Here is a 24,442-nt window from a genome sequence, read left to right on the forward strand (position 1 = left end):
ATCTGAACCATGCCCGCAAAGCATCGTCATCTACAGTGAACTTGCGCGGGACTACTTGAAACGTCACGGAGAACCACACTATGAGCACTGATGGTGCTTTGAGTCGAAGCCGTCTGTTGCCGACCCTGCTCGGCATTCTGCTTCTGCTAATGGGCTTGGCCATGCTGGCCGGCGGGATCAAGCTGAGCATGCTCGGCGGCTCGCTGTATTACCTGCTGGCCGGTATCGGCCTGACGCTGACCGGCGTGCTGCTGATCCTGGCCTGCCGCGCTGCGCTGGGCCTTTATGCACTGGTGCTGTTCGCCAGTACCGTGTGGGCCCTGTGGGAAGTCGGCCTCGATTGGTGGCAACTGGTGCCGCGCCTGGCCATGCTGTTTGCGCTGGGCCTCGTCATGTTGCTGCCGTGGTTCCGCCGCCCACTGTTGCGCGAAGGCGCATCCCCAATAGGCACCGGCGCACTGAGCGTCGCCGTGGTGCTGGCCGCCGTTGCTGCGCTGGCCAGCCAGTTCACCAACCCCGGTGAAATCAAAGGCCAACTGGACCGCGACAGCGTGCCGGGCATGACCAACACCGCACCGGCCATGCCCGACGGTGACTGGAACTCCTACGGCCGCAGCGCCCATGGCGATCGTTACTCGCCTCTGGCGCAGATCACCACGCAGAACGTGAACAAACTGGTTCCAGCCTGGACCTATCGCACCGGCGACCTGCCAGGGCCGAACGACCCGGGTGAAACCACGGCCGAAAACACCCCGCTGAAAGTCAACGGCATGCTCTACGTGTGCACGCCGCACAGCCAGGTGATCGCCCTTGACCCGGACACCGGCAAGGAAATCTGGCGTTTCGATCCGAAGCTCTCCACGCAAAACGCGGCGAACTTCAAGGGTTGGGCGCACATGACCTGCCGTGGCGTGACCTATCACGATGACGCCGCTTACGCGTCCGAGCAAAGCCCGACCGGCACCGCCAGCCCTGCGCCGGTCAGCACGGTCTGCCCTCGCCGGATCTTCCTGCCGACCGCCGACACCCGCCTGATCGCCCTCGACGCCGACACCGGCAAGATGTGCGAAGACTTCGGCAACAAAGGCCAGGTTGATCTCTCCGCCAACATCGGCGGCTTCAACGCCGGCGGTTACTACTCCACCTCGCCTCCAGCCGTCACCAAAGACCTGGTGGTGATTGGCGGCCACGTCACCGACAACGTTTCCATCGACGAGCCAAGCGGCGTGATCCGCGCGTTCGACGTGCACACCGGCAAACTGGTGTGGAACTGGGACAGCGGCAACCCGGACGACACCACGCCGATTGCCGAAGGCAAGGTCTACACCCGCAACTCGCCGAACATGTGGTCCATGTTCGCCGTCGACGAAAAACTCGGCATGCTCTACCTGCCGATGGGCAACCAGACCCCGGACCAGTTCGGTGGCGCGCGCACCCCTGAATCGGAATTGCACGCTGCCGGCCTCACCGCCCTCGACATCGCCACCGGCAAAGTGCGCTGGCACATGCAGCTCACCCACCACGACCTGTGGGACATGGACGTCGGCGGCCAACCAACCCTGATGGACCTGAAAACCGCAGACGGCGTGAAGCCAGCGGTACTCGTGTCGACCAAGCAAGGCAGTATTTATGTGCTGGACCGCAGCACCGGCAAGGCGATCGTGCCAATCAACGAAGTGCCCGTTCCGCAAGGCGCTGTCGAAGGTGATCACACCTCGCCGACCCAACCGAAATCCGACCTCAACCTGATGCCGCCGCCGCTGCAAGAGCGCGACATGTGGGGCGTGACCCCGTTCGATCAACTGATCTGCCGGATCGACTTCAAATCCATGCGCTACGACGGCCCGTTCACGCCGCCATCGCTGCAGGGTTCGATCGTTTACCCAGGCAACTTCGGCGTGTTCGACTGGGGCGGCATCTCGGTTGACCCGGTGCGTCAGATCGCGTTCGTGAACCCGAGCTACATGGCGTTCAAATCGAAAATGATCCCGGCCGCCGAAATCGCCGCCCAAGGCCCGCGTAAAAGCGAAACCGAAGGCGTGCAGCCGAACAAAGGCGCACCTTACGGCGTCGTCCTCGAAGCCCTGCTCTCGCCAATGGGTCTGCCGTGCCAGGCACCGGCCTGGGGCTACGTGGCGGCAATCGATCTGACCACGTCGAAAGTCCTGTGGAAGCACAAGAACGGCACCGTGCGCGACAGCTCACCGGTTCCGATCCCGCTGAGCATGGGCGTGCCTAGCCTGGGCGGCACCTTCACCACCGCCGGTGGCGTAGGCTTCCTGAGCGGCACCCTCGACCAGTACCTGCGTGCCTATGATGTGAAAAACGGCAAACAACTGTGGGAAGGCCGACTGCCAGCCGGCGCGCAAACCACGCCGATGACCTACACCGGCAAGGACGGCAAGCAATATGTGCTCGTCGTTGCGGGCGGTCACGGGTCGCTGGGCACCAAGCAAGGTGACTATGTGATTGCGTACAAACTGTCCGAGTAAGGTTTAGCGGCGGTTAAAGGAAAGGCGACTCCTGCGAGGGGGTCGCCTTTTTTGTGGGTGCCGATTTGGTTGCCATACCACTGAACAAATGTGGGAGCGAGCCTGCTCGCGATGGCGGACTGTCAGCCACCCTGGATGTTGAAAGTTAAACAGCAATCGCGAGCAGGCTCGCTCCCACATTGGATCGCGTCGGACCTGATTTTTTTTGCCGACGTCCTACAGCTGTGGCTGTTCCGGAGGAGAATTCCGACAGGTTCTAGCGGTTGTCGTGTCAGAAGCCCGGACGATAGGCTTTCAAGGTCGCTGCAAATTCAGCGGCCGGGTTTGGTCGCCCAGGTTTAGAATGGCGCACTTTTCGTGCTTGCTTCATGGCGAGCTGTGCGTGGGAGGGCTTCGGCCCTGCCGGGTTCCATTCCCTGGTCGACCAACCTGCGTACGGTTCGCCACCCAACTGCTTGGTCGCAGTCGTGGCGAACTCCCTGTCCCCGAATGGAGCTTCACCATGTTCAAAGAAACCCCGAATCCCCCAGAAACCGACGACGTTTCCCCCTACGAATCCCTCGATCCCAAAAAACTCAACGACGCCGCCGAACACGCGCTGGATCACTACCTCAACCCCGCCGCCCTCAAATCCCCTGCCGCCCGCAAACCCAGCACGATGTTTTTGATTGCCCCGGATATCAAAGACGAAGACCTGTTGGCCCATACCTGCGAGTCATTGGCCCAGGCCAGTGTGATGGCGAGTGATTTCGCCGACTATCTGGAAGGCCCGCACCGGCACAAGGCGATGGCGATTCAACAGATCGTCATGCTGGCCGAACTGGCAGTGAACCGGATGCTGGACAACGTCGCCGTACCCAAACCTGCGCCACACAGCTAATCCCCCTGTAGGAACCAATCCCCTGTGGGAGTGAGCCTGCTCGCGATTGCGGTGTTTCAGTCGACATCTATGTTGAATGTTAAACAGCCTTCGCGCTCCCACATTTGGCCGAGGCTGGCCTGAAAAAAACTGCGAACGTCCTACAGCCGCTGCTGTACTGGCGGAGGATTCTGACAAGTTCTATCGGTTGTCGTGTCGGAAGTTGGGAGGATAGGCTTTGGGTGTCGCTGAAAATCAGCGACCAGGCGTCGCGGCCTGAATCAGCTTACTTGGTGCATAATCACCCGCCTCAACCGACCAGCCTTCAGTGCTTGTCGTTTGGTCTTATGGTGGCTGTGCGCGGGATACCTTCGGGTATGCCGGGTTTCCAAGTAGCTCGGTCCGCGAACCTGCGTACAGCTGCCACCTACAATCGCGTCGCGGCGATCAGTGGCGGCTCCACTACTTACTTGGAGCTTCACCATGTTCAAAGAAACCCCAAATCCCCCGCATAACGACGACGTTTCCCCCTACGAATCCCTCGATTCCAAGAAACTCAACGACGCCGCCGAACGCGCGCTGGATCACTACCTCAATCCCGCCGGCCTCAAATCCCCTGCCACCCGTAAACCGAGCACGATGTTTTTGATTGCTCCGGATATCAAAGACGAAGACCTGTTGGCCCATACCTGCGAGTCGTTGGCCCAGGCCAGCGTAATGGCGAGTGATTTCGCGGACTATCTGGAAGGCCCGCACCGGCACAAGGCGATGGCCATTCAACAGATCGTCATGCTGGCCGAACTGGCAGCAAACCGGATGCTGGATAACGTCCCCGTACCAAAACCTTCGCCGAACAGCTAATCCCCTGTAGGAGCGAGGCTTGCCCGCGAAGGCGGCGTGTCAATCGACATCGATGTTGAATGACACGCCGCCTTCGCGGGCAAGCCTCGCTCCTACAAGGGTTCGGGGTACACCTGCAAGTCATTGGTCGGCTGTCAGGTCGCCAAGGTCAAAAGAAGCACCTGTCCAAACCCTGAACACACACCCAGAAATATCCCGCCCCATTGAAACCACCCCCCACCTGCCCCATCTAAGACCCATACCCCATTGCGCAGGTGCCCCATGAGCGACCAGCAAGAATTCCCCGAAGACCCGAGCGAGTACGCCGACCCAGAGAACGCCGAACACCCTTCCACCGGCAAAGGCCTCGCCCTGCCCGGCCAGAACCTGCCGGACAAGGTCTACATCATCCCGATCCACAACCGCCCGTTCTTCCCGGCCCAAGTGCTGCCGGTCATCGTCAATGAAGAACCGTGGGCTGAAACCCTCGACCTGGTCAGCAAATCCGACCACCACTCCCTGGCCCTGTTCTACATGGACACGCCCCAGGAAGATCCGCGCCACTTCGACACCTCGGCTCTGCCGCTGTACGGCACGCTGGTCAAGGTGCACCACGCCAGTCGCGAAAACGGCAAACTGCAATTCGTCGCCCAAGGCCTGACTCGCGTACGCATTCGCAGCTGGCTCAAACACCATCGCCCGCCGTACCTGGTGGAAGTCGAATACCCGCACCAACCGACGGAGCCGACCGACGAGGTCAAGGCCTACGGCATGGCGCTGATCAACGCTATCAAGGAACTGCTGCCGCTCAACCCGCTGTACAGCGAAGAGCTGAAGAATTACCTCAACCGCTTCAGCCCCAACGATCCATCACCGCTGACCGACTTCGCCGCCGCCCTGACCTCGGCCACCGGCAACGATCTGCAGGAAGTGCTCGATTGCGTACCCATGCTCAAGCGCATGGAAAAAGTCCTGCCGATGCTGCGCAAGGAAGTCGAAGTCGCTCGCCTGCAAAAAGAAATTTCCGCCGAAGTTAACCGCAAGATTGGCGAGCATCAGCGCGAGTTCTTCCTCAAGGAACAACTCAAGGTCATCCAGCAAGAGCTTGGCCTGACCAAAGACGACCGCAGCGCCGACATCGAACAGTTTGAGCAGCGCCTGGAAGGCAAGGTGCTGCCGGCGCAGGCGCAAAAACGCATCGAAGAAGAAATGAACAAGCTGTCGATCCTCGAGACCGGTTCGCCGGAGTACGCGGTCACCCGCAACTACCTCGACTGGGCGACCTCGGTGCCTTGGGGCGTGTTCGGTGAGGACAAACTTGACCTCAAACACGCACGCAAGGTGCTCGACAAACACCACGCCGGCCTCGACGACATCAAGGACCGCATCCTCGAATTCCTCGCGGTCGGTGCCTATAAAGGTGAGATCAGCGGTTCCATCGTATTGCTGGTCGGCCCGCCCGGCGTGGGTAAAACCAGCGTCGGCAAGTCCATCGCCGAATCCCTCGGCCGGCCGTTCTACCGCTTCAGCCTCGGCGGCATGCGCGACGAAGCCGAGATCAAGGGCCACCGCCGCACCTACATCGGCGCACAACCGGGCAAACTTGTGCAGGCGTTGAAAGACGTCGAAGTGATGAACCCGGTGATCATGCTCGACGAGATCGACAAGATGGGCCAAAGCTTCCAGGGCGACCCGGCCTCGGCACTGCTGGAAACCCTCGACCCGGAACAGAACGTCGAATTCCTCGACCACTACCTGGACCTGCGCCTGGATTTGTCGAAAGTGCTGTTCGTCTGCACCGCCAACACACTGGACTCGATTCCCGGCCCATTGCTGGACCGGATGGAAGTGATTCGCCTGTCGGGTTACATCACCGAAGAAAAAATCGCCATCGCCAAACGTCACCTGTGGCCGAAGCAGCTGGAAAAGGCCGGCGTGTCCAAAGGCAGCCTGAGCATCAGCGACAGCGCGTTGAAAGCCTTGATCGACGGTTATGCCCGTGAGGCCGGGGTGCGCCAGTTGGAAAAACAACTGGGCAAACTGGTGCGTAAAGCCGTCGTGAAGTTGATCGACGAGCCGAAAGCGGTGATCAAGATTGCACCGAAAGACCTCGAAGCCTCACTCGGTCATCCGGTGTTCCGCAACGAACAAGTGCTGTCCGGCACCGGCGTCATCACGGGGCTGGCCTGGACCAGCATGGGCGGCGCGACTCTACCGATCGAAGCCACGCGCATCCACACCCTGAACCGTGGCTTCAAACTCACCGGGCAACTGGGCGACGTGATGAAAGAATCGGCGGAAATCGCCTACAGCTACGTCAGCTCCAACCTGAAGTCGTTTGGCGGTGATCCAAAGTTCTTCGACGAAGCTTTCGTTCACCTGCACGTTCCTGAAGGCGCCACCCCGAAAGACGGCCCGAGCGCCGGCGTGACCATGGCCAGCGCCCTGCTCTCCCTCGCCCGCAACCAACCGCCGAAAAAAGGCGTGGCCATGACGGGCGAGTTGACGCTGACCGGGCATGTACTGCCGATTGGCGGGGTGCGTGAGAAGGTGATCGCGGCGCGGCGGCAGAAGATCTTTGAATTGATTCTGCCGGAGCCTAACCGTGGAAGCTTTGATGAACTGCCGGATTATCTGAAGGAAGGGATTACCGTGCACTTTGCCAGGCGGTTTGCGGATGTAGCGAAGATATTGTTCTGAGCCGCAGTTCAAGCGCTGTGAGGTTGATACCCGCAGCGCTTTGTTATTCCGAATCATTATCTAAAAATGACTCGTAAAAACATAACAAGCTAAAAAACTGTCAACTTTGACAGTATCTCTTGGTAATCCGTCTCGCTAATACTGACTGCTCAATCTTAATCAGCGAGATTAGTGCATGAATACTCAAGCAGGAGAAATAGAAAATATTTCCGGAAAGATTAATGCGATTTTTCCACACACAGTCGAACCAAGCGGTATTCCATTTGCAAGGGCTCCGTATGAAAGCCAACGAATTAATAGCCCAAATATTCCAGGTAACAACTATTTGGTGATCGGCAGCACCTCCGGTGCTCACAACTCTAGTCCAGCCATTACTAGCGATTTTCGAGCGCTTGATTTTAGTTTAAGGAAAGGCATCACCTCCGGCACCTATAAATTCCCTGGAGGTGCGAACGGTGACCTGACGGATGTGCAATACAGTGAAATGTCATATATAGGTAATTCTTACGTTCTCCTAGGCCTCACTGAAACCGAAGCAACCCTGGAACTGGAAGTTTTAGGGAACGGGCGCTACTACAAGTCAAATAGTTTCACCATTACTGGCAAAACAAATAAAGGCGAAACACTGTCTTTGAAGGTAACGTTTGAACTTTACGTGACTATCGATTAAGCAGAAGCCGCCCTGTCTTCAAAGGCATCCGAATTGACCCGATTGCCTTTGAAGCCGTCAACACATTTAGTATTCCTACGGACTTCAGTTATGCTCGCCGTTCGTCGTGAACGCCGGAGCCACTAACCTTATGTCCCCCATTCGCCTGTTTGTCCCCCTCGCCCTCTCCCTGCTGGCCGCGTGCTCCACGCAACCGAAGCAGAACCTGACCGTGGAAAAACAAAGCGAATGCCCGGTACAAATGCGCAGCGGACAGAACCTGATCCTGACCCTGCCGAGCAACCCGACCACGGGTTATCGCTGGGCGATTCAGGATTCGGCCGGCGGCGTGTTGCATGCGCTCAGCCCCGAGGTGTACAGCAACCCGGAAGACGCCGGCATCGTCGGCAGTGCCGGCATTTCGACCTGGCGCTTTCAGGCGTTTACCGCCGGTACAGGCCGGTTACGTTTGACCTATTCACAGCCATGGGCACCGGAAGTGCCGGCAGTGAAAACCTTCGACTGCGCGATCGCGGTTAACTGATCGTGGGCTGGCTGATTCTGGCGCTGATGGGCGCAGTGACCTTTCTTTATGGCTTGAGCGTGCATGCTGCGCTGCTTTGTCTGCTGGTCAAACCGTTGCCGGTGTTGGCCTTGCTCGGCTGGTTGCACGACGCAACGCCCAGTGACTACCGGCGCTGGATCAGCCTGGGATTGATTTTCTCCCTGCTTGGCGATGTGTTGCTGGCGTGGCCGGGGGATTTGTTTGTGTTTGGGCTGGGGGCTTTTTTGGTCGCCCATCTCGCGTATCTGAAGGCTTACTTGAGCGATTGCCGGCGGTTGGCGTTATTGCCATTGGTGATTGCCTTGGGTGTTGGCGCGGTGCTGCTGGGGATTTTGATTTCCCACGGACTGGGCCCGTTGTTGATCCCGGTAATCATCTACGGCTTGGCCATCAGCGCAATGCTCTGGCGGGGGCTGGCCCGGCTCGGGACCGAAGTGCCGAAACGCTCGGCGCTGTTGGCAGCGGGCGGTGCAGTGGCGTTTGTGTTTTCCGACAGCGTGATTGGCATCAACCGGTTCGTGGCGCCGTTCGATGCGGCGCCTTATGTGATCATCCTCAGCTATTGGCTGGGGCAATGGGGGATTACAGCGTCGGCGTTCGCTCAGAAACATCGTTGAATCCATCGCGAGCAGGCTCGCTCCCACAAGTACAGCGCAATCCTGTGGGAGCGAGCCTGCTCGCGAAAGCAATATCCCTGACAGCAAAGATTCCGTATTCAGTCTTGTCTGTTTATCAGACAACCCGCGCATCCCCCCGTCAATTTGGCTAAAATGCCGGCCTTTTCCACCAATGCCGCTGGAACCGCCGTGAGCAAAGACCCCGATCGCCTTTTCGCCCAGCCTTTGGCCCAGGTGCCTGACTTCGCCTTTAACGAGGACGTGGTGCGGGTGTTCCCGGACATGATCAAGCGCTCGGTGCCGGGTTATCCGACCATTGTCGAGAACCTTGGCGTGCTCGCCGCGCAATTCGCCCAGCCCAACAGCGTGCTCTACGACCTCGGCTCGTCCCTGGGCGCCGTGACTCAAGCGTTGCGTCGTCACGTGCGCACCGACGGTTGCCGCGTGATCGCTGTGGATAACTCTGCGGCGATGGTCGAACGCTGCCGCGAATACCTCAACGGTCAGGATTCGATGTTCCAGGAGTTGCTGCCGGTGGAGGTGATCGAGGGCGACATCCTCGCCCTCGACTTCCAGCCAGCCTCGGTGGTGGCGCTGAACTTCACTTTGCAATTCATCGCCCCGGAACAGCGCACCGCGTTGCTCTCACGCATCCGCCAATCGCTGCTGCCCGGTGGCGCGTTGATTCTGTCGGAGAAGCTGCGTTTCAACGACCTCGAAGAACACGCGCTGCTCACTGACCTGCATGTCGCGTTCAAACGCGCCAACGGTTACAGCGAGCTGGAAATCGCCCAGAAGCGCAGCGCCATCGAAAACGTCATGAAGCCCGACAGCCTCGAAGAACACCGCGAGCGCCTGTTGGCTGCCGGGTTCTCGAAAGTCGTGCCGTGGTTCCAGTGTCTTAACTTTGCCTCGTTGATTGCCTTGCCATGATTGATCTGTCCCCCCTCGCCCGTCGTCTGGCCGGCACCCCGCTGGCTGAATGGGCCAACACCCTGCAAGCGCAACTCGACAAGAAAATGGAAAAGGGTCATGGCGACCTGGAGCGCTGGCAAAGTGCGCTGGATGCCTTGCCGAAGATTCAGCCGAGTGAAGTTGATTTGCTCAACGGTCTGACACTGGACACTGATTGCGACGATGAAACCCGTGCGCAAATGCGTACCGCGCTGATGGGCTTGTCGCCCTGGCGCAAAGGCCCGTTCGACCTGTTTGGTGTGCACGTCGACACGGAATGGCGCTCGGACTGGAAGTGGTCGCGCGTTGCACCGCATCTGGACCTGAAGGGCAAACGCATCCTCGATGTGGGTTGCGGCAATGGTTACTACATGTGGCGCATGCTCGGTGCTGGCGCGGACAGCGTGATCGGTGTCGATCCGAACTGGCTGTTCTTTTGCCAGTTCCAGGCGGTGCAGCGCTACTTGTCAGAACCCAATGCCTGGCACCTGCCATTCCCTTTCGAAGACCTGCCGCCGAACATGGAAGGCTTCGATACTGTGTTTTCCATGGGGGTGTTCTACCACCGTCGCTCGCCGATCGAGCATTTGCTGGCGCTGAAGGATTGCCTGGTCAAGGGCGGTGAGCTGGTGCTGGAGACGCTGGTGATCGAAGGCGATCAGCAACAGGTGCTGGTGCCGGAGGACCGTTATGCGCAGATGCGTAACGTGTGGTTTTTGCCGTCGGTGCCGGCGCTGGAGTTGTGGCTGCGGCGTGCCGGGTTCACGGATGTTCGCTGCGTCGACGTGAGCGTGACCACGGTCGAGGAACAGCGCGGGACGGAGTGGATGAAGTATCAGTCGTTGAGTGATTTTCTTGATCCTGAAGACCACAGCAAGACAGTGGAAGGTTTGCCGGCGCCGATGCGCGCCGTCATCGTCGCTCGCAAATAAAACACCAATCTCCTATCCATAGGAGATCCCCTGTGGGAGCGAGCCTGCTCGCGATAGCGGTGTGTCAGTCGACATCACTATTGACTGATACTCCGCTATCGCGAGCAGGCTCACTCCTACAGGGGTTTGGTGTTTAGTCTGCTGGTTTCGCGCGGCGGGCCTTGAAGAATTCGCTAAGTACAGCCCCGCACTCTTCCGCCAACACCCCACCTTCAAACACCACCCGATGGTTGAGAAACCCCTGGGTAAAAAACTGCCCCTGACTCTGCACGATCCCCGCTTTCGGCTCCAGAGCGCCATACACTACCCGCGCAATCCGCGAATGCACGATCAGCCCGGCGCACATGCTGCACGGTTCAAGGGTCACGTACAGCGTGCTGCCCGGCAGGCGATAGTTGCTGGCGGCCAACGCCGCAGCGCGGATCGCGACCATCTCGGCATGAGCACTCGGGTCATTGCCGCTGATCGGGCAGTTGAAGCCGCGGCCGATGATCTCGCCGTCTTGCACCAGCACCGCGCCCACCGGCACTTCACCCAGCGCCGCGCCTTGTGCGGCCAGGGCCAGTGCTTCGCGCATGAAGTCGCGGTCGCGGCTGCGGTCGATGATCGCGGCGGGACGTATCTGACGCATCAGGCCACCTCGATGGCGGCCATCAGGCCGGTTTCCATGTGGTCGATCACATGGCAATGGAACATCCACACCCCGGGGTTATCCGCCACCAACGCGACTTGCGCGCGCTCGTTCTTGCCCAACAGGTAAGTGTCGGTGAAGTACGGGATGACCTTGTGCCGGTTCGAGGCGATGACTTTGAAGCTCATGCCGTGCAGGTGAATCGGGTGCTGATACTGAGTCATGTTCTTCAACTCGAAAATGTAGCTCTTGCCCTTCTCGAGCTTGGCAATCGGGCGGTCGGCGCAGGTCTTGTCCGTGATGTCCCAGGCCTTGCCGTTAATCTGCCACAGGCTTGGCGGTTTGCCGTTGTCGACGTTGACCGACACGGAGCCCACCCATTCGAAATTGAAGTTGAGTTTCTCGGCATTGGCCAGGTCCGGCTCGGCCACCGGGTTGGCAGGCAACGCGGGCGGCCATTCAGTGGGTGCCTCAATGTTCGCCACCGAGCGGATTGTGCCCAGGCGAACCGGGCCGTTGCGCAAGGACAATTCTTCACCGGCGGGCGGCGCCTTGATCGCCAGGCAGATGCGCATGCCCGGGCCGAGCCAGTATTCCTTGCCCATGGGGCGCGGCTCCACGGGATTGCCGTCCAGCGCGTAAATCTGCGCTTCGACGCCGGGAATGTTGAGGCGATACGTCAGCGTGTTATCGAGGTTGAGCAAGCGCACGCGGGTGATTTGCCCGGCGGGCAAGTCGATCACCGCTTGCGAGACACCATTGATCGTCGACAGGCGCCCCGCCGTGCCACCACGGGCGGCTTCACGAGGAATGCTGAAGGCCACGAAAGCGCCCTCTTCATCGACATGCCAGCTCTTCAGGCTCAGGGTTTTCTCGTACTTGAAACCGGTGGGCTCACGCTCTTCGATGATCAGCGGGCCGACCAGGCCACGGCCGAGTTCTTCGCTGCTGTTCACGTGCGGGTGATACCAGTAGCTGCCGGCGTCCGGCACGCGGAATTTGTAGTCGAAGTATTCGCCCGGCAATACCGGAAGCTGCGATACGTAGGGCACGCCGTCCATTTCCAGTGGCAGGCGGATGCCGTGCCAGTGAATGGTGGTCGCCACCGGCAGATGGTTGATGAAGCGCACCCGCAGCCATTCGCCCTGACGAACCCGCAGTTCAGTGCCCGGCGCCGACGGGCCGAACGCCCATGCCTCGGTCTTGTGTCCGGCGACCAGTTCGACGTCCAGCGGTGCCGCGATCAGCTCATAGTCATGGCCGGCGTCAGCGTCAGCCATCTTGCCCAGCCAGTACCTCGACGCGCCCCCCGCTCCGACACCAACGACAACAAGACCGGCCAGGCCACCGAGGATTTGGCGACGGGTAAAGGACATGAACTCAACTACCTCACGTATCAGCGGCAGGCCCGTGGGCCTGTAAAAGGCGAATACGATACACCTGCGGTTGAGAAACAGTAAGGGTGGGGCGGCAATGGGACACAGGGATATCAGTGCTGGCAAAGCTCCTGTGGAGAGGGAGCTTGCTCCCGCTGGGTCGCGAAGCGGCCCCAAAACCTGTAACTGCATTCCATCTGACACTCCGCGACGAACGGTTTACGACTGCTTCGCCCGGGCGCGGATCGGCCGGCGGGAGCAAGCTCCCTCGCCACAGGAGAGCGGTTACGGCTAGAGGCCGGTAATCAAATGCACCACCCCGTCATCCAGCGTCATGACACCCGGCACACCCGCGATATTCAAAGCCTGCCGATCCATCCGCCCCACATCCCGCAACTCCACCCGCACCCGGGTCAGCGCCACAGGCTGCTGCGACTTGAGGTTATCCACACCACCCAGCGCGGCTACGATATCCGGCGCCAGCCCGGAAACAGGCTGAGCAACCACCTTTGGCTCATCCACCACCAGATCCGGCGTCAACGCTTTCCAGAACGCTCGCTGCATTTTCTCGAACATGTTCAGTTCTCCAGAACCAGTGAAGTATCGACCGTCGCCTCGTGATACAGGCGCAACGCCTCGCGCACCTGCCCGGCACTTTCCAGGCCCAGCACTTGCTGTGCGATGGCCTGACAGTCCACCAGGTCCACTTCGCGAACGGCTGCCTTGATGGCCGGAATCAACGGCACGCTCACTGACAGCTCATCCACCCCAAGCCCCAGCAACAGCGGCACGGCCAGTGCCTCGGAGGCCATGGCGCCACACACGCCAACCCATTTGCCGTGGGCATGCGCGGCCTTCACGGTGCTGGCAATCAACCGCAGAACAGCCGGATGAAAGCTGTCGGCCTGACTGGCCAGACGCGGGTGATCGCGGTCCATGGCCAGGGTGTATTGCGTGAGGTCATTAGTGCCAATGGAGAAGAAATCCACCTCGGGCGCAAACAGATCAGCCATCAGTGCCGCGGCCGGCACTTCGATCATGATCCCCAGTTTGGGCAGTGCCGTGAGGCCCAATGCCAGCGCCTCCTCTTCAAGCATTTGCCGGGCCAGGCGCAACTCCGAAAGCTGCGTGACCATCGGCAACATGATGTGCAGCCGAGCCAGACCAGCACTGGTCAGGATGGCCTTGAACTGATCGCGTAACAGCTGCGGACGCTCCAGGCACAAACGAATCCCGCGCATGCCCAGGAAAGGGTTGGTTTCGCTGTCCATCGGCACGTAGGCCAGAGGTTTGTCGCCGCCGACATCCAGCGTGCGCACCACCAGATTACGCGTCGGCCCGAGTGCCTTGGCAATGGCGCTGTAGGTGGACGCCTGTTCGTCATGGCTCGGCGCATGATTGCGGTCCAGATAAAGAAACTCCGAGCGCAACAAACCGACGCCCTCGCCTCCCAGCGCCATGGCCTGTTCGGCTTCAGCCAGCGAAGCGATGTTGGCGGTCACTTCAAAATGATGACCATCGCGGGTACAGGCAGCCAGCGTCGCGTGCGCCAACTCATGCTGCTGGCGTTGCTGTTGAATCTGCCGCCTGGCTTGCAGCTGCTCAATGGCCTGCAAATCCGGATCCAGCTGCAGTTCGCCCTTGTCGGCATCGAGCAACACCTGGGTTCCGTTGACCAGCGCCAGCACCTGCATTGGCAACCCGCAGATTGCCGGCAAACCGAACGCCCGGGCGAGGATCGCGACGTGGCTGGTGGCGCCGCCGCCGACCGTGGCAAAACCCAGCACCTTGCGGGTATCGAGCCCTGCGGTTTGTGAAGGTGTCAGTTGTTCGGCAATCAGGATCGCCCCTTCGGGCAGCTCCATCGCCTGATTCCGTACGCCGAGGATCAGCTTGAGCACCCGCTGGCCCACGTCGGCCAGGTCCGCCGCCCGCTCCGCGAGTAAGGCATTGCCCAGGCTTTTGAACAAGTTGGCTGTCGACTCGGTGGCCGCGCGCCAGGCAAACCCGGCGCTTTTGCCTTCGTTTATCAGCACGTGAGCCACTTCCAGCAAACCCGGGTCTTCGAGCAGCTCCTGATGCGCCTTGAAGATGTCTGCCTGGGCGTCGCCCATGGCGTTGTCACGCAATTGTTGCAGGGCCACCAGCGCCTCCGCCAAGGCGCGAGACAGTTGATCGCGTTCAACCTGCGGCGTAGCACCGAGTTCATTCACTTCGAGGTTTTGCTCGGCTATCTGCACCACGTGGCCAAACGCCGACCCGGGCGATGCGCAAACCCCACGCAGCACCGTCAGCGATGAAGCCTCGATCTCACTCACCTCGACCTGCGCCGAGGCCACCACCGCTTCACCGCATCCACTGGCCAGCAGATCGGTCAGCGCCTTGATCGCCGCTTCAGCATCCGGGCCGGCCGCGCTAACTTGCAAAATGTCACCGTGAGCCGTCTGCAATGCCATGATCGCCACCAAGGATTTCGCGTTCGCGCTCTCCTGCTTTTTATGCAGGTAAATGCTCGCCGAAAAACCTTTCGCCGCCTGGGCGAACACCGCGGCCGGACGGGCGTGCAAGCCGTTCGGGTTGGCCAGTGTCAGCGGCTTGGAAAACAGTGCTTCGTCCTCTTCCGCTACCGGAACATCCGTTGCCTGCTCGACAGGGTACAAACTCAGAAGCGGCTGGCCACTGTCTACCAGACCCGTTTCCGGCGTCAGCCAGGTGAACGGCTCCCCGCTGACCACCAGCATCAACGTCAGCAGGCTGCGGGCATTTAAAGCAACACTATCGGCATCGAACTCGATCAGCGATTGCCCCACGTCAACGTGCTGGCCCTCCTCCACCAGCCGCGTAAACCCCTTCCCTGCCAGGTTCACCGTGTCGAGTCCGATGTGCATCAATACCTGCACACCCTTTTCGCCGGTGATGCTGACCGCATGCCCATTTGCCTGCACATTGCTGACAACCCCTGCCAGCGGCGCGCACAAGGTAGTTGAGGTCGGGTCGATGCACAGGCCATCGCCGATCACGCGGCTGGAAAACACCGGATCGGGCACGAGGTCCAGTGGCACCAGTACGCCGGACAGGGGGGCGTGCAGTTGCAATTGTTGGGGTGTGGCCATGACGTCACCTGCTGTTCTGTTCTTTGAAGTGCCGATGGAGCGCGAGGCTCCGACAGCATCGCTTATTTCCACCAATACTCGACCTGCAATCCGACATTCGAACCGTGCCGCGCCGTGCCGAAGGCGCCGGTATCGGACAACGCCGAACCTGCCGCCAGTTCATTGGCCGCCCGTTTGGCCGCCTCGTTCCAGCTGGCATAGGTGTAATACAGACGCACCTCGGGCCGAGCCCAGAATTCCGGGCCTTTGGGCGACCACGTCGGCGCGAAGGTGAACTTGTTCAGCTTGCGCGTGCCGCCCGTGGCTTCGACCTGATCGTGACCCAGTTCGGCCACCAGTTTGAACTGCTCGGTGATCGCGTACGCCGGGCGAATCCCCAGGGAAATCCAGTCCTGATCGGCACCGTCCGGCCGAATGTCTTTCTGGTAAACCGCCTCGACTTGCCCGCCAAATCGTGGCGTCACTTGCCAGTCGAAGAACTCCACCAGCCGGTAGCTTTTGTTGCTGTCGTCCAGTTTCACGTTACCGGTATAACCCAATCCGGTGCCCGGGCCTTCACCGTACTGGAAGGCCAGTTTGTTCTTGCCACCCAGAAAGCCTTTTTGCACATGCTGGGTGGTGATTGCCCAACCGCGATGAGCCTCTCGGCTGTCGGGTTTATCGATGTAGCTCAGCCCGAGCTCCAGTTCACCACCGGGGTTGGTGTCGAAGCCGGCGACGTTGAAATCGTGACGGTTGATGTAGTCCTTCTGGTAAAGGTTGTCTTTGCGTGAAAAAGCGTAGCTGTACTTCAAATCGCCGATCAGCACATCCTCGATACCGCCGCCCGTGGCACTCTGGTTCCAGTAGTAGAAGTCGGAGATGTGGATGTCGTTCCGCTTGTAGTAACGCCGGCCGGCCCACAGCGACCCGCCGTTGAGGCTGGGCATGTTCGACCACTGCGCGTACATCTGCGGCATGCGCACCGAGCCGTTTTCGCCGTTGAACGTCAGGTCCTTGTCGTACTGGTTATACAGCGAAGCCATGCCGTCGACGCTCAGCACCGAACCGTCGTCCAGGGTGTACAGGTCCTGGCGCAGTTCGAGTTCGGCGTACTGCTCACATTCGTTGCCCAAACGGTATTTGGTCTGCGCTCCGGGCAGTTGGAAACACTGCTGTTTACCACTGTTGACCGATGTCCCAACGCCGCTGCGCAGGTAACCGCCGAATTCCAGAGCCTGGGCCGATAATGGCAACGCCAGACACACACTCGCGGCGACAAGGCTGCGATTTATTGTTGTTTTCAAGAACCACTCCATTATTTTTATTGTGTTGTTCCGCAAATTCGGCGCGCAAAACTCCCCCGCGCAGCGTTCTGCGTGTTTTTTTAAATCGGTATTTTTAGTGGTCGGTCAGTCGGTCAGGTGTAAAACGAATGACTCATAGGGCCTTAAAAGAATCTGCCGGTTTCGCGGCGGACAGTCCGGGTAGTTGCTGATGACCAAGCGTTGAGCCATCGCGTCGCTGATTACTTCATCTGCCAGCTCCACTTCGCACGGCGTGCCATAGAAGTTATTCAGCACCAGCAAACGCTCACCGTGACCTTCACGCACATACGCCCAGATTTGCGTGTGCTCCGGCAGCAATTGCTGATAGACACCATCGGACAACAGCGCTTCGCTTCGGCGCAGGGCAATCAACTGACGGTAGTGGTGCAACACGGAGTCCGGGTCGTCGAACTGAGTGGCGACGTTGATCTGGGTCGCGTTGGCCGGCACGCCAATCCAGGGTTCTGCCGCACTGAATCCTGCGTTCGGCTCGGCGTTCCAGTGCATCGGCGTACGGCCGTTGTCCCGGGATTTCTGCATGATCGCCGCCATGTTGTCGACATCATTGGTCCCAGCCTCGCGCTTGAGCCGGAAAATGTTCAGCGTCTCGACATCGCGGTACTGATCGATGTGATCAAACCCCGGATTGGTCATGCCCAGTTCTTCGCCCTGGTACACAAACGGTGTGCCCTGAAGGAAGTGCAGCGCGGTACCGAGCATCTTCGCCGAGATCACTCGATATTCACCGTCGTTGCCAAAACGCGAGACCACTCGCGGCTGGTCGTGGTTACACCAGAACAGCGCGTTCCAGCCACCGCCAGCCTGCATGCCGGTCTGCCAGTCCGAGAGGATGCGCTTGAGCTGGAGGAAGTCGAAGTCGGCGCGAATCCACTTCTGCAGGTTCGGGTAATCGACCTTCAGGTGATGGAAGTTGAAGGTCATCGACAGTTCTTTCGAATCCGGTTTCGAGTAGCGAATGCAGTGCTCCAGGCTGGTGGAGGACATCTCGCCGACGTTGATCAGGTCATGACCTTCGAAGACTTCGCGGTGCATTTGCTGCAAGTACTCATGCACGTTCGGGCCGTCGGTGTAGAAGCGTCGACCGTCGGTGTTGTCCTCGGGAAAATCCGCCGGTTTGGAGATCAGGTTGATCACATCCAGACGGAAACCGCCCACGCCTTTGTCGCGCCAGAAACGCATCATTTTGAAGACTTCGGCACGTACCTTCGGGTTGTCCCAATTCAGGTCGGCCTGGGTGTGATCGAACAGGTGCAGGAAGTACTGACCGGTCTGCGCCTCGTATTCCCACGCCGAACCGCCGAACTTGGATTCCCAGTTGTTGGGCTGATCGCGCCAGATGTAGAAGTCGCGGTACGGGTTGTCGAGGCTGCTGCGGGCCTGCTGGAACCAGGTGTGCTCGATCGAGGTGTGGTTGACCACGATGTCGAGCATCAGCTTGATCCCGCGCTTGCCGGCCTCCGCGATCAGCAATTCGCAATCGGCCATGGTCCCGTAGCTCGGGTCGATGGCGTAGTAGTCGCTGATGTCGTAACCATTGTCGCGCTGGGGTGAACGCAGGAACGGGGTGATCCACAGGCAATCGACACCCAGCCAGTGCAGGTAATCGAGCTTGGCCACGACGCCAAGCAAATCACCCGTAGGGTTGCCGGCGTGGCTGTGAAAACTCTTCGGGTAGATCTGGTAGATCACCGAACGTTGCCAGTCTTGCATGGCGCTATTCCTTCAACAAATTGATGTGGCGACCGTCAGGCAACCCGATACCCGGGGCGAACAATCTTCATGCTCAACCCGCAGGTCAAAACAAACGGCACGACCATCGCAATGACCATCCCGATCACGAACATCGGAATGAACTGCGGAATGATCGAGATGAAACCGGGCAAGCCACCGACACCGATGGCCAAGGCCTGGACCTTGTTCAGCGACAGGAAGATGCAGCCCAGGGCCGAGCCGGTCAGGGCCGCATAGAACGGAAATTTGTAGCGCAGATTGACCCCGAACATCGCTGGCTCGGTGATGCCGAAATAAGCGGAAATCGCCGAGGTCGAGGCCATGCTTTTGTCGCGCACATTGCGGGTCATGTAGAACACCGCCAAAGCCGCGCTGCCCTGGGCGAGGTTGGACATGACGATCATCGGCCAGATAAACGTGCCGCCCTGGGTGGAGATCAGCTGCAAGTCGACCGCGAGGAACATGTGGTGCATGCCGGTGATCACCAGCGGCGCGTAGAGCAAACCGAAAATCGCGCCACCGACCATCGGAGCCAGGTCAAACAGGGTCACCACGCCCTCGGTGATGAGAATCCCCAGATGCCGGGTCACCGGGCCAATCACGGCCAGTGCCAGCACGCCGGTGACGACGATGGTGGTGATCGGCACCACCAGCAATTGCACCGCGTTCGGTACCCGCGCCCGCAGCCATTTTTCGATGACGCTCATCACATAGGCCGCCAGCAGGATCGGCAGGATCTGCCCCTGATAACCCACCTTCTCGATCTGGAACAGCCCGAGGATGTCGAAGTACGGCAGGCTCTGGCCGTCCAGACCCGCGACTGCCTTGCCGTAGTTCCAGGCATTGAGCAGATCGGGATGAACCAGCATCAGGCCGAGCACGATGCCAAGGATTTCGCTGCCACCGAACCGCTTGGCCGCCGACCAGCCCACCAGCGCCGGGAGGAACACAAACGAGGTGTTGGCCATCAGGTTGATCAGGCTCCAGAGCCCGTCGAGTTTCGGGTAGGCATCCAGCAGGGTCTGGCCCTCGATGAACATGCCCTTGGCGCCAATCAGGTTGTTGATGCCCATCAACAGCCCCGCAATGATCAACGCCGGCAGGATCGGCATGAACACGTCGGAGAACACCCGCACCAGACGCTGCATGGCGTTTATCTTGTCGGCGCTTTTTTGTTTAACGTCGGCGATGGTTGAAGCGGCGAGACCGGTTTGGCGGCGCAGTTCGGCATAAACCTTTTCAACCTCGCCGGGGCCGATGACCACTTGGAACAAGCCACCGGTGAAGAACGAGCCTTTCACCAGGTCAATCTGGTTCAGCGTGGCGCTGTCGACCAGGCTCGGGTCCTTGAGGGCCAGGCGCAGGCGTGTGACGCAGTGCGCGGCCTGCTCGAGGTTGTCGCTGCCGCCGAGGCTTTGCAGCAGCTCGCTGGCGATGTTCGGATAGTCGTGGCTCATGCTTTTCTTCCGCTGTAGTTTTTTGTTTTGGCAGCACGCCAAAGCGAAAAGTACTCGTCTGTACGAGTTAAAGCAACAACTCGTACAGACGAGTTTGGTTTTGTTTACCTCTAACCCGACAGTCGGCGATTTTTCCTACGCACCAGAACGATGAAACCTAAACCCGCATGGACAAACCCCTACCCTGCCCTTAAGGTTCGAAACCTTGAGCACATCGCGGCACAGAGCCATACCCATGAGTAAATACAACCAGATCTACAGCGATCTGCTTGCCAGCATCACGACCGAACGTCTGGAACGCGGCGCCCGGTTGCCTTCCGAAACCGAATTGATGGACAGCTATCAAGCCAGCCGCGGCACCGTGCGCAAGGCCATCGAGCAATTGCAGGAGCGCGGTTTCGCCCAGAAAGTCCACGGTAAAGGCACCTTCGTGCTGTCGACTAACCCGATCGAATTCCAGTTGGGCGGCATCGTCAGCTTCCAGGAGACTTATCCGCGACTGGGCAACGACGTCAGCACCGAGGTGGTGGAGTTCACCCAGATCCCCCTCGAAGGTGCGCTGCTCGAACACATCAAGGCTGAAGAAGGCAGCCTGATCACGCGGATCAAGCGCGTGCGGCGGATCGACGGCAAACGCGTGATCCTCGACATCAACCATTTCGTCAGCGACGTGATTCCCGGCCTGTCCCGCGACATCGCCGAGCAGTCGATCTACGCCTTCATCGAACAGACCCTGCAACTGCAAATCGCCTACGCCCAGCGCACCATCGAAGCGGTGCCCCGGAGCAAGGACGACCAGCACCACCTGGACCTCGACGGCCAGAGCCATGTGATCGTGGTCAGCAACCAGACCTTCCTGCAGGACGGTCGCCAGTTCGAGTACACCGAATCACGGCACACCCTCGACAAGTTCTACTTTTCGGACGTGGCACGGCGCTGACCCTATACGGTCGCGAATCGGGTTGGGGCATAACTATGTAGTGCACTTGCCTTGAGCAAATGGGTAATCCTCACGGCCCATTTCTCAAGGAGCGAGAGCATGCCCGTTGATCAGAGTACTCAAGCGTTACCCAATGCCGCCGATAAGGAGCAACTGTTAACGATTGCCCCCGTCGTCGTGACAGCCTGCCCGGGCTTGAAAGAAGAAGCCCATGCGGTCGCCAGCGAAATCCTGAAAAAACACGGTATCACCGACATGGACCCGGATCAGGTCTGGTGGCATCGGTTTGACAACGTCTCGGCCAGCAGCACAAAGGCTTTTCTGAGTTGGGAGCACGCCCCCAACCCCTGTGAATCATTGACCCTGACGCAACTGGTCATCCATGGGTACCGCGTGACCGATCAAGACGACGCCCTCGAACTGAACAGTAATGGCGGGTTTTACACTGCGGATGCAAACGCCAGTATTTTCAATGAAACCAACGAAGTGCGGATGTACCCCAGCAAGGTCCTCACGGACCTGTGGGAGATGAACCTCAGTGAACGCTATCTGAATAAACTGTACGCTTTCTGGACGACACACTTCGATGACTTCCGGACCCTGGCCAAATGTAACTACCTCAGCAAAGCCGTCGAGGCGCGGCAAGGCGGTCAACTGGAAGAGGAGGATTTTCAGACCGTCGTAAGGGCCGTCGTCGGTGGCGCGTCCTGGCCAATCAGCCTGGCGACCCTGCAGTCTCAAACCGCTTCGCCTTCGGATCTTCGTGTCTGCGCCCTGGATATCGCAGGGCATGTCGCCACCGATATTCTGCGCATCGTCGACCAAAAAGATCGGCAGATCACTTACGTCCCCGGCGCCGCACAACCCTTCCACGTGCATCCGACACTGACGGACATGCACTGGTGGATCTTGCTGCAAATGAATGAAGAGCAGCCCCGTACGGAGTTCATGACCCATTTTCCGTTGTCCGTGCGTAAAGAAATCCACGACAACATCACCCCGCTGATGAACCAGTTGGTCGGCACCTGGGGTAAATATGACCATCGCTTGATCAATCAGAAAAACATCACCATCAGCGGTGATGCGTTCACCTGGCAGAGCTGGGCGGTCCAGAGCACGATGCTGGAAGAGGCCGATCTGACGCTGGTAACCCACGGCCAAATGCGCAAGCAGCTTTGGCTCGGTTACCTGTCTGCCGGGCTGCATGTTTTGGGTCCATTGACGGTTCTGGGCTGGCCAATCGCGCTGCCGGTGATCGGGGCCAGCATCGCTGCGATGGGCTTGAACATCGACAAGGCGGTCAATGGCAAAACAGCGGTGGAACGCAAGGCAGGCATCATTGGCGCGGTGCTCGATGGCATCAATGTGCTGTTCAACATTCCGCTGCTCAAGGACGCCAGTGTATTGGACGAAGCCGGGGCTGAGGCGGCAGAAGCGGCCGAGATGGCGGACTTGAACAAGACGCTCGATCCAGAAGAAACTGTCGGCACGCAAGATCCGCAGGCGCCCGACGAATCGGAGGAAGTCACCCTGCAACCTGGAAAGTTACCAGGTCCGCCCGATGAAACCGCGCAAGCGCTTGAGGTGCCAGAGCACTGGCAGAGCAATGAAATCCTTGAAAGCTACCCCATAGCCACCACTGGGAAATTCCAGGGTGTCTACACACTCGATTCACAGCCATCCAACGCCATCCTGATAAACGAGCAGGCTTACTACGTGCGTTATGAGGCAGACGTTAACGGCGGCGGAACCTGGGCAATCATCGACCCAGAAAACCCGCATGCCTTCACTGGGTCGATTCCGGTACGCCTGAATGCCGAAGGTGAATGGGAGTTGGCGCCGAAACTCCGATTAACCGCTGGCGGCAAAGGTCTCAGCAAGCCAGTTCCCGGACCCTCCCGGTCCGCTGCTCCAGTGCAGTCAACCGCTCCAGTGCAGCCCGCTGCTCCAGTGCCTCCCACCGCTCCAGTGCCGCCCGCTGCTCCCGTGCAGCCCACCGCTCCAGTGCCGCCCAGAGCAAATGATCTGTCGCACTTGACCCGATACGATGCCCCCAACGGCCGGTCACTGACCTCCCTGGCTTTGGGCAAACCGGAAACCCATATAAAAGTCATTAACATGCCTGGTGGACAAATCAGAGGGCTCTCCCACTACGAAGAGTTTGTCGCCGGACATCACTCGGCACTGGTCAGGGACGCAACCGGATTCCAGATGCCCAAGAACTTTTTCGCTTCGCTGCCTCCCCGCCCAGTCCAGCCCGTGATCACGCCATCCACGACGGTTACCGAACTCATCGAGAAGATATTCGATGCAGCGCCGGGGCTGGTGGTCGGTGAAAGTCAGGATCGTATTGCCAGCATGCGGTTCCTGATCGAAAACATGCCGACGCTGGCCAAGAGAGGCGTCAAGACGATCTACATGCATCGTCTGCTCAACGACTTCAATCAAGTCGACCTGAACAACTTCGCCGAGACCGGGAAGATGAATGCCATGCTGGCGAAGTACCTGAAAAAGCTGCCAGGCGATCCTGCGGGACAGTTCACGCCGCTGGAGGTCGTCAAATCGGCCCGACAGCACGGCATTCGAATCCAGGCCACTGACTGCCTGGCAAGTTATCGCTACACAGAATCGACCGTGGGCGCCATGTCACGGCAATCAGTCAAGACCTACCTCACCCACACCATCATGCAGGCCACTCAAGCCCGCAACGGCGGCGGAAAATGGCTGGCGCTCACCGACCAGGAAAGTACCAACACGTTCAGGGGAATGGCCGGCATCAGCGAAACGGAGGGTGGTATCGGTTTGCGCATCGAAGAAGTGCGACCCGAACAGAGTCAGCACCTGGACATCGACCATGGCATCGAAGTAGGCCATGACGTTGCGGGAGTAAACTTCCAGATGCGCGGCAATTCCAACACCCTGTACGCCGACATCAGCCTGCAGATGCCGACGCCGTTCATTCAACGAACGCCCGAGCAGATCAATCAGTTGCTGTTCCGCCAAGGCATGTTCACCATTGAAAGGTCGGAGGAAACCTACACGCTGATTCATCGCAGCCGCACCAACCAGATTGTGCGAACGACAATCGAGCGAGCAATGGATAGCGGCTTTCGGATCAACCGTCCGGCCTGGCCTGCTGTTGACCAAGTGACCTTCGCAAATCTGCTCAGCCTTACACACGCCCTCAATCGCATAGGCCTGACACTGGAAGGACGCCTGCCCGCTGTAGCTGCCTGATACGCAAAAGGCCCCGTGAAC

Annotated in this window: 18 protein-coding genes; 11 read left to right on the plus strand and 7 right to left on the minus strand. The window is 59.4% G+C overall.

Features of this window, described 5'->3' with window-relative positions:
* Positions 1-80: 80 nt before the first annotated feature.
* The 9 genes from ACA070_RS24770 to cmoB all read left to right on the plus strand — a co-directional run bounded on the left by ACA070_RS24770 (position 81) and on the right by cmoB (position 10,608).
* Complete coding sequence (locus ACA070_RS24770) at positions 81-2,492, plus strand: glucose/quinate/shikimate family membrane-bound PQQ-dependent dehydrogenase (protein WP_497448712.1); 2,412 nt, start codon at positions 81-83, stop codon at positions 2,490-2,492.
* Between the two features lie 502 nt (positions 2,493-2,994).
* Positions 2,995-3,372 (plus strand): DUF6124 family protein, encoded by a 378-nt coding sequence (locus ACA070_RS24775; protein ID WP_497448713.1) that lies wholly within the window; start codon positions 2,995-2,997, stop codon positions 3,370-3,372.
* A gap of 462 nt (positions 3,373-3,834) precedes the next feature.
* Entirely contained in the window at positions 3,835-4,212 is a 378-nt protein-coding gene (locus ACA070_RS24780) for a DUF6124 family protein (RefSeq protein ID WP_497448714.1), read from the plus strand.
* A 261-nt stretch (positions 4,213-4,473) separates the two neighbouring features.
* A complete protein-coding gene (lon, locus tag ACA070_RS24785) occupies positions 4,474-6,891 on the plus strand; it encodes an endopeptidase La (RefSeq protein WP_497448715.1) in 2,418 nt (805 codons plus the stop codon).
* Positions 6,892-7,066: 175 nt separating this feature from the next.
* Positions 7,067-7,561, plus strand: a complete 495-nt coding sequence (locus ACA070_RS24790; protein ID WP_497448716.1) for a hypothetical protein — start codon at positions 7,067-7,069, stop codon at positions 7,559-7,561.
* Between the two features lie 130 nt (positions 7,562-7,691).
* Complete coding sequence (locus ACA070_RS24795; protein WP_497448717.1) at positions 7,692-8,084, plus strand: protease inhibitor I42 family protein; 393 nt, start codon at positions 7,692-7,694, stop codon at positions 8,082-8,084.
* Between the two features lie 2 nt (positions 8,085-8,086).
* Positions 8,087-8,722 carry a lysoplasmalogenase gene (locus ACA070_RS24800; RefSeq protein WP_497448718.1) on the plus strand — a complete coding sequence of 212 codons (636 nt, stop codon included), beginning with the start codon at positions 8,087-8,089 and terminating at the stop codon, positions 8,720-8,722.
* A 153-nt stretch (positions 8,723-8,875) separates the two neighbouring features.
* Entirely contained in the window at positions 8,876-9,655 is a 780-nt protein-coding gene (gene cmoA, locus ACA070_RS24805; RefSeq protein ID WP_497448719.1) for a carboxy-S-adenosyl-L-methionine synthase CmoA, read from the plus strand.
* On the plus strand, positions 9,652-10,608 hold the full coding sequence (gene cmoB / locus ACA070_RS24810; RefSeq protein WP_123599926.1) for a tRNA 5-methoxyuridine(34)/uridine 5-oxyacetic acid(34) synthase CmoB: 957 nt from the start codon (positions 9,652-9,654) through the stop codon (positions 10,606-10,608). Before cmoA ends, cmoB begins: the two co-directional genes overlap by 4 nt.
* Before the next feature lie 133 nt (positions 10,609-10,741).
* On the opposite strand, the gene tadA is transcribed toward cmoB, so the two are convergent.
* From tadA to treP, 7 genes are all read right to left on the minus strand, one after another.
* Entirely contained in the window at positions 10,742-11,239 is a 498-nt protein-coding gene (tadA, locus tag ACA070_RS24815; protein WP_497448720.1) for a tRNA adenosine(34) deaminase TadA, read from the minus strand.
* Entirely contained in the window at positions 11,239-12,615 is a 1,377-nt protein-coding gene (locus ACA070_RS24820) for a multicopper oxidase family protein (RefSeq protein WP_497448721.1), read from the minus strand. The genes tadA and ACA070_RS24820 overlap by 1 nt, the downstream gene beginning before the upstream one ends.
* A gap of 291 nt (positions 12,616-12,906) precedes the next feature.
* Positions 12,907-13,191, minus strand: a complete 285-nt coding sequence (locus tag ACA070_RS24825; RefSeq protein ID WP_497448722.1) for a PTS sugar transporter subunit IIB — start codon at positions 13,189-13,191, stop codon at positions 12,907-12,909.
* Between the two features lie 2 nt (positions 13,192-13,193).
* Complete coding sequence (gene ptsP / locus ACA070_RS24830; RefSeq protein WP_497448723.1) at positions 13,194-15,728, minus strand: phosphoenolpyruvate--protein phosphotransferase; 2,535 nt, start codon at positions 15,726-15,728, stop codon at positions 13,194-13,196.
* Positions 15,729-15,790: 62 nt separating this feature from the next.
* Positions 15,791-17,014 carry a maltoporin gene (locus tag ACA070_RS24835; protein ID WP_497448724.1) on the minus strand — a complete coding sequence of 408 codons (1,224 nt, stop codon included), beginning with the start codon at positions 17,012-17,014 and terminating at the stop codon, positions 15,791-15,793.
* A 105-nt stretch (positions 17,015-17,119) separates the two neighbouring features.
* Positions 17,120-18,766 carry an alpha,alpha-phosphotrehalase gene (treC, locus tag ACA070_RS24840; protein WP_497448725.1) on the minus strand — a complete coding sequence of 549 codons (1,647 nt, stop codon included), beginning with the start codon at positions 18,764-18,766 and terminating at the stop codon, positions 17,120-17,122.
* 35 nt (positions 18,767-18,801) lie between these two features.
* On the minus strand, positions 18,802-20,244 hold the full coding sequence (gene treP, locus ACA070_RS24845; RefSeq protein WP_497448726.1) for a PTS system trehalose-specific EIIBC component: 1,443 nt from the start codon (positions 20,242-20,244) through the stop codon (positions 18,802-18,804).
* A gap of 235 nt (positions 20,245-20,479) precedes the next feature.
* Here treP and treR point away from each other — a divergent pair, with 235 nt between their 5' ends.
* Entirely contained in the window at positions 20,480-21,184 is a 705-nt protein-coding gene (gene treR, locus ACA070_RS24850; RefSeq protein ID WP_497448727.1) for a trehalose operon repressor, read from the plus strand.
* Positions 21,185-21,283: 99 nt separating this feature from the next.
* The gene (locus ACA070_RS24855; RefSeq protein ID WP_497448728.1) at positions 21,284-24,421 is read left to right on the plus strand and encodes a membrane-targeted effector domain-containing toxin; all 3,138 of its coding nucleotides are present in this window, start codon (positions 21,284-21,286) and stop codon (positions 24,419-24,421) included.
* Positions 24,422-24,442 lie beyond the last annotated feature (21 nt).

The sequence above is a fragment of the Pseudomonas sp. LBUM1678 genome, assembly GCF_059695575.1.

Excerpts from the sequence above, each read along its gene's own strand:
- ACA070_RS24780 (WP_497448714.1), top strand. The coding sequence starts at position 3,835 with ATGTTCAAAGAAACCCCAAATCCCCCGCATAACGACGACGTTTCCCCC.
- tadA (WP_497448720.1), bottom strand. The coding sequence starts at position 11,239 with ATGCGTCAGATACGTCCCGCCGCGATCATCGACCGCAGCCGCGACCGC.
- ACA070_RS24775 (WP_497448713.1), top strand. The coding sequence starts at position 2,995 with ATGTTCAAAGAAACCCCGAATCCCCCAGAAACCGACGACGTTTCCCCC.
- ACA070_RS24825 (WP_497448722.1), bottom strand. The coding sequence starts at position 13,191 with ATGTTCGAGAAAATGCAGCGAGCGTTCTGGAAAGCGTTGACGCCGGAT.
- cmoA (WP_497448719.1), top strand. The coding sequence starts at position 8,876 with ATGCCGGCCTTTTCCACCAATGCCGCTGGAACCGCCGTGAGCAAAGAC.
- ACA070_RS24855 (WP_497448728.1), top strand. The coding sequence starts at position 21,284 with ATGCCCGTTGATCAGAGTACTCAAGCGTTACCCAATGCCGCCGATAAG.
- ACA070_RS24820 (WP_497448721.1), bottom strand. The coding sequence starts at position 12,615 with ATGTCCTTTACCCGTCGCCAAATCCTCGGTGGCCTGGCCGGTCTTGTT.
- ACA070_RS24790 (WP_497448716.1), top strand. The coding sequence starts at position 7,067 with ATGAATACTCAAGCAGGAGAAATAGAAAATATTTCCGGAAAGATTAAT.
- treP (WP_497448726.1), bottom strand. The coding sequence starts at position 20,244 with ATGAGCCACGACTATCCGAACATCGCCAGCGAGCTGCTGCAAAGCCTC.
- ptsP (WP_497448723.1), bottom strand. The coding sequence starts at position 15,728 with ATGGCCACACCCCAACAATTGCAACTGCACGCCCCCCTGTCCGGCGTA.
- lon (WP_497448715.1), top strand. The coding sequence starts at position 4,474 with ATGAGCGACCAGCAAGAATTCCCCGAAGACCCGAGCGAGTACGCCGAC.
- ACA070_RS24795 (WP_497448717.1), top strand. The coding sequence starts at position 7,692 with ATGTCCCCCATTCGCCTGTTTGTCCCCCTCGCCCTCTCCCTGCTGGCC.
- treR (WP_497448727.1), top strand. The coding sequence starts at position 20,480 with ATGAGTAAATACAACCAGATCTACAGCGATCTGCTTGCCAGCATCACG.
- ACA070_RS24770 (WP_497448712.1), top strand. The coding sequence starts at position 81 with ATGAGCACTGATGGTGCTTTGAGTCGAAGCCGTCTGTTGCCGACCCTG.
- cmoB (WP_123599926.1), top strand. The coding sequence starts at position 9,652 with ATGATTGATCTGTCCCCCCTCGCCCGTCGTCTGGCCGGCACCCCGCTG.
- treC (WP_497448725.1), bottom strand. The coding sequence starts at position 18,766 with ATGCAAGACTGGCAACGTTCGGTGATCTACCAGATCTACCCGAAGAGT.